Source organism: Streptomyces sp. YIM 98790 (assembly GCF_011421595.1).
Taxonomy (GTDB): domain Bacteria; phylum Actinomycetota; class Actinomycetes; order Streptomycetales; family Streptomycetaceae; genus Streptomyces.
In genome coordinates, this window is the sequence record NZ_WTLH01000271.1 from 1 (window position 1) to 5,834 (window position 5,834).

Annotated in this window: 4 protein-coding genes and 1 rRNA gene; 2 read left to right on the forward strand and 3 right to left on the reverse strand. The window is 72.3% G+C overall.

The annotated features are described in order from the left end of the window. Window positions 1-85: ribosomal RNA gene (gene rrf / locus GQS09_RS26420) — 5S ribosomal RNA — on the forward strand; the annotation flags it as partial. 124 nt (window positions 86-209) lie between these two features. After that, window positions 210-719, forward strand: coding sequence for a GNAT family N-acetyltransferase (locus tag GQS09_RS26425; protein WP_313896347.1), 510 nt, complete (start codon window positions 210-212; stop codon window positions 717-719). Window positions 720-783: 64 nt separating this feature from the next. On the opposite strand, the gene GQS09_RS26430 is transcribed toward GQS09_RS26425, so the two are convergent. The 3 genes from GQS09_RS26430 to GQS09_RS26440 all read right to left on the reverse strand — a co-directional run bounded on the left by GQS09_RS26430 (window position 784) and on the right by GQS09_RS26440 (window position 5,352). Then, window positions 784-2,187 carry a type VI secretion protein gene (locus GQS09_RS26430; RefSeq protein ID WP_165990062.1) on the reverse strand — a complete coding sequence of 468 codons (1,404 nt, stop codon included), beginning with the start codon at window positions 2,185-2,187 and terminating at the stop codon, window positions 784-786. Window positions 2,188-2,273: 86 nt separating this feature from the next. Beyond that, window positions 2,274-3,788, reverse strand: a complete 1,515-nt coding sequence (locus GQS09_RS26435; RefSeq protein WP_165990063.1) for an ATP-binding protein — start codon at window positions 3,786-3,788, stop codon at window positions 2,274-2,276. Window positions 3,789-3,798: 10 nt separating this feature from the next. Next, a complete protein-coding gene (locus GQS09_RS26440) occupies window positions 3,799-5,352 on the reverse strand; it encodes an SCO6880 family protein (protein WP_165990064.1) in 1,554 nt (517 codons plus the stop codon). Window positions 5,353-5,834: the final 482 nt, after the last annotated feature.

Consider the following 5,834-nt stretch of genomic DNA (forward strand, 5'->3'; position numbering starts at 1 on the left):
TTACATTCCGAACCCGGAAGCTAAGCCTTGCAGCGCCGATGGTACTGCACGGGGGACCGTGTGGGAGAGTAGGACGCCGCCGAACAAAACGTGAGATGAAGAGAGGCCCTGTCCGGGGAGACCCGGACAGGGCCTCTCTCTGTGTGGTCCTTTTCTGCTTGTGGTGCTCTGTCGCGCGGTGACAGCATCACTCCATGGTGACCTACACGGTGCGAAGCACTCGCGCCGAGGACTGGCGGGCCTATCGCGATCTGCGACTGGAAGCGCTGGGCGATCCGGTGGCCCCCATCGCGTTCTTCGAGCCGCTGGCCGAGGCCATGGAACTGCCGCAAGTGGACTGGGAGAACCGGGCCGCTTCACATGAGCAGAAGGCGACCTTTGTCGGGGTGCTGCCGGACGGCCGGTGGGCCGGGATGGTGGTGATCTTCGCGTCGGAGCAGGGGTATGCCCAGATCGTCGGGGTCTACTTGGCGCCCGAGCACCGGGGGACGGGGCTGGGGGAGAAGCTGATGCGGGCCGCGATCGACTGGGCCGGCGGACAGGAAGTGCGTCTGCACGTCCACGAGAACAACAAGCGGGCGGCGCGCTTCTACGAGCGGCTGGGATTCCGGCCGACCGGAGCCAGCAAGCCCGACCCGCGGCAGCCCACGCTCCGGGCATTCGAACTGGCCCTGCGGCACCGGCCGGAGGAGGCTAGGCACCCGCTGCGCCCGGTGTAGGGGCGGTGGACGCTCCGGCGGCAGCCGGGCGCGGCGACGCGACCGGACCGGCCCGGTGCCAGGCTCAGCGGCGGGGCGGAGAGGGGCGGTCCCCCGCCGGAGGCGGGATCTGGGTCAGCGCCGGGGTGACGGCGTCGAGGAGGGCGGCGCGGAAGGGGGCCGTGGTGTCGTCGTCGCCGATGATGTAGAGCGTGCCGTCCTCGCCGGCGATGTTGTCCATGGCCAGGGCGTCGACCCGGCCGGGGGCACAGCTCTGCCGGATGTGGAGCCGGTCCAGGCCGGACAGGGCCTTCTGGATCAGGGCGAGCGCGGCATCGCGGCGGCCGGGGTGGGAGGTGAGGGCGGACTCCAGCTCCATGGAACTGCCGGGCGCGGCCCTGGGGTGGGTGCGCAGTACCTTGGCCGCCTCGCCGCCGTTGCGGCCCTGGGCCCAGCGCTGAATGTGGTGGAACGGCTGGCTGGACAGCGCCGCGGCGTGCAGATAGCAGCGCAGCAGGGTCTCGGCCGTGTCGGCGTCGAGCTGGAAGACCGGCTCGGCCGGGCGGACGGGGGAGAGGAAGGCGATGGCCCGCCAGCGGGCGGTGGAGAGGTCCTCGCAGCCGCGGTGCGGCGCCCAGCGCAGCCGCACCGGGACGTCGTCCGCGGTGTGACCCGGATCGTAGACGTGGACCGGGCCGGTCCGGCCGCGCTGCCGTGCGGTTTTCCGGTGCAGTGTGCCGTCCGGGTCCGGGACCACGATGCCGCCCGGGGCCTTGAGCACGGCGGTCACGGGGTCGGTGGGCGGTGCTGCGGAGGCGGAGCGGGGGGCCTCGGGGCGCGGGACGTCCGGGTATCCCGCTTCGTCGGCGATGCCGCCGCCGGCGTCCTGGTACTTCTCGTGTGTGAAGTCCGCGGAGTCCCGGTAGGCCGTGTCCCGGTAGGCCGTGTCCCGATTGGCCGTGTCGCTGTAGTCCCGGTGGTCCGTGTCCTCGAAGTCGCCGTGCCGGTGGGGTGCGTGGTCCTCGTGCGGGCGGGAGTGCGAGGGCTCGTCCCGTTCGTGGACCACCGGGACGGCGGCGGCGCGGGCGGCGCGGCGGGCCCGCCAGCGGCCGATCCGTATCGCCGTCCACAGGAAGGTGGAGAACAGCACCGTCAGCTGGGCCACGAACACCATCCACAGCAGCGCCGCGCCGGGGAGGGCATCCGGGTCGGTGTCCGGCCAGGCGCCCGTCACATCCGAGGGTGCGGTGAGGAAGGACCGCAGCGCGCCGGCGGTGCGCATCAGTGACACGTTCTCCGGCCACTCCCCGTGCCGCAGCCAGCCCGCGATGCCGGTGGCCGACCAGACCAGGACCGTGACCGAGACGGCCACCGCCAGCGCGCCGACCAGCAGCCCGTCCGGCACGCCGCCGCCGCGCCGGGCGGCCTGCGGCCGGGGAGCGCGCGGCGGCCGGCGGTCCTGCGGATGCTGTCCTGTCGGGTGGGTCATGTCACTGCCGTCACTCTCGCTGCACCTCCACCTCCGGCTGGCTGTGGTTCCGTTCCTCCGGGCGACGGGACGCGGGGAGGGCGGGGCTAACCGGCCGTCCGTTTCTCGAAGGAGACGGCCCGGGCCTCGGTCTCGGCCTCCAGCTCACGGGCCAGGGCCACCAGCCCCTCCGGAGGTTCCATCCCGTCGAGACGCCCGTCCCCGGCCATGTGGCGGACCGCCGGTGCCGCGCCCGGTGCCGAGCCCGGTGCGGTGGCCGGTCCCGGGGCCAGGGCCGGGGACGAGGACTCGGTCATCGCCCGGTCGGTGAACACCAGCGGCCGTTCCGCCTCTGTGACCAGGTGTTTGACCACCTGCACATTGCCGTTGACGTCCCACACCGCCATGCCGGGGGTGAGTGTCGGGATGATCTCCACCGCCCAGCGCGGCAGGCCCAGCACATGGCCCGTGGCCCGGGCCTCGTCCGATTTCTGGGCGTAGATGGTGCGGGTGGAGGCCATCTTCAGGATCGCCGCGGCCTCCTTGGCCGCCGCGCCGTCGATCACGTCCGACAGGTGGTGCACCACCGCCACGAAGGAGAGTCCCAGCCGCCGCCCGAACTTCAGCAGCCGCTGGAAGAGTTGCGCCACGAAGGGCGAGTTGATGATGTGCCAGGCCTCCTCGACCAGGAAGATGCGCTTCTTCCGGTCCGGCCGTATCCAGGTGTGCTCCAGCCACACGCCGACGATGGCCATCAGGATCGGCATGGCGATGGAGTTGCGGTCGATGTGGGAGAGGTCGAAGACGATCAGCGGGGCGTCCAGGTCGATGCCGATGGTGGTCGGCCCGTCGAACATGCCGCGCAGGTCGCCGTCGACCAGCCGGTCCAGCACCAGCGCCACGTCCAGACCCCACGCCTGCACATCCTCCAGCGCCACATTCATGGCGTCGGCCGATTCGCGCGTCGGGTGACGCAGCCGCTCCACGATGTCGGAGAGGATCGGCTGGCGGCCGGCGGTGCGCTCGCTGACCGTCTGGACGACCGCGGCATGCGCCACCTTGAGCGCGAAGCCGGAGCGCTCGTCCAGCCCGCGCCCCATGGCCACCTCGATGATGGTGCGCAGCAGCGCGAGCTGCCCCGTGGTGGTGATGGACGGATCCAGCGGGTTGAGCCGGATCGAGTGGTGCATGGCGGCCATCGGGTCCAGCCGGATGGGCGTGATGCCCAGCTGCTCGGCGATCAGGTTCCACTCGCCGACGCCGTCCTCGCCCTGGGCGTCGAGGACGACGACCTGCCGGTCGCGGAAGCGGAGCTGCCGCAGCACGTAGGTCTTCTCCAGCGCGGACTTGCCGTTGCCGGACTCGCCCAGCACCAGCCAGTGCGGGGCCGGGAGCTGCTGCCCGTAGAGCTGGAACGGGTCGTAGATGTAGCCCTTGCCGCTGTACACCTCGCGGCCGATGATCACCCCGGAGTCGCCCAGGCCGGGCGCTGCGGTCGGCAGATAGACGGCCTGCGCCTGGCCGGTGGAGGTGCGCACCGGCGGCCTGGTCGTCTCGGTCTTGCCGAAGAGGAGGCTGGTGAAGGCATCGGTGAGGACGCTGAGCGGGTCACGTGGAAGCATCACGGCCACCTCATCGGCGAATCCCGGTCGCGAACGGCAGAGTGTTGACAAAAGCCCGGTGGTGCTCGCGATCACACCATTCGAGCTTCAGGTAACTCTTTCCCGCAGAGGCGCGGATGGTGCGCTTGTCGCGGTTCAGGGCCTCGGGGTTGGGCGAGGAGACGGTGAGGTAGCCGACCAGGTTGACCCCGGCCGCGCCGCTGGCCAGGTCGTCGCCGCGCTGGTCGATGCGCTGGTGGGCGGCGACGTCCCGCGGGTCGACGGTGCGGTTCATCTTGGCCGCGCGGGCCGCCTCGGCCTCGTCGTTGGTCTTCTCCGACAGCATCCGCTCGATGGCCACCTCGGTGGGTTCGAGATCCATGCAGACGGCCACGGTGCGGATCACGTCCGGGGTGTGGACCAGCAGCGGGGCGAGGAAGTTGACCCCGACCGGGGTCAGCGGCCACTCCTTGATCCAGGCGGTGGCATGGCACCAGGGCTCGCGGGTGGCCGACTCGCGGGTCTTGGCCTGGAGGTAGGTGGCCTCGCGGGCGTCCAGCTCGGCCGGCCAGGCGTGCCGCTGCGACATCGCCTGGATGTGGTCGATCGGGTGGTCCGGGTCGTACATGGAATGGATGAGGGAGGCCAGGCGGGCCTCGCCGAGCGGCTGCCGGACCCGGATGTCCGCCTCGGCCAGCCGGGCGCAGATGTCGGTGAGCTCGCGGGCCATGATGATGGCCAGCGCCTCGTCGGCGGAGATCCGGCGGCCGTCGGTGACCTTGGCGGCGCGGGCGATGGCGGACGCCTCGTGCGCCAGGTCCCGGGAGTGGAACATGCAGGCGACCAGGTAGTTGCGGTGCTGCTCGCTGGAGGTGGACACCATGGACTGGAGGTGGTCGTAGGAGTCCTGGAGCCAGCGGGGCGCGTCCTGGCTGCCGCGCTCGGCCACGTCGTGGGCGTGCGCGTCCGGGTCGGCCGGCAGGGTGCGGGCCAGCATCTGCAGGCGCGTCACATAGCCGTCGCCGTTGGCGACATGCTTCAGCAGCGTGCCGAAACGGTCCACCAGGGCTTCCTGGTCCTCGCTGTCGCGCAGGCCGACGCCCGGGCCCTCGATCTCGATGGCGGCGGTGATGGTGCGGCGGTCGGCGTGCAGCAGCACGGCGATCTCGTCCGGGCCGAACGGCGCGGCCAGCCAGGAGATCCGGCCGACCCCGGGCGGGGCGCCGATGGCGACCTGCCGGCCGTCCAGCGAGATGCCGGCCTCGGGGGCGCCGGAACGGTAGCGGGCATGGCCGCGGCGGAGCAGGCGGCGATAGGAACGGTTGATCTCGAACCACTTGTAGAAGGTGCGGCCGCGGTACGGCATGTAGACCGCGGCCAGGGCCAGCAGGGGAAAGCCGGCCAGCGCGGCGATCCGCACCGGCAGGCTGGGGATGAGCAGACCGCTCATCATGCCCAGGAAGGCACCGAGAATGATGACGGCGATCTCGCCGGTCTCGCGGTTGCGGCCGACGATCGCCTGCGGACGGGCACGGCCGATGAGATAGGTGCGGCGGCGGGCGGGCGCCTCCGGCGGAGCGGTCACCACGGCGGGCCTCCTCGCTGCCACGCCGGGCACCGGCGCGGTCCGCGGCCCGTCGCGGGCACGCGGGACGTGCGGGCGGCGCCGGGCGGGCCGCCGTACCGCGCCGGGACGGCCGGGACGGCTGTGGCCCCGGTCGTCGTCATGCCGGCGTGCGACACCGCTCCCGGCCCTCCCGCGGCATCAGCCGTCCTCACTCGCCTCACTCGCGCTCCCGCACCTGCCGTCGTACGCGGTGCCGTTCGCCCCCCGATCGTCCGACGTGCGGGACTGGCGGGTGGTTCCGGCGAACGGCCACCACCCGAACGTACCTCCGCCGACCGTGGAAGCGGGAGCACCTTTGGTCCTTGAGTGGGCATCACGGCAGGAAAGACCGTCGGAGGACTCACCTGCCGCCTCCACCGCCCGGCTTGCCGCCCCCGCTCCCGGCAGCGCCGGGGGCGGAACGACCGCCGCCGGCCCCGCCGCCCGCGCCGCCGGTGCCG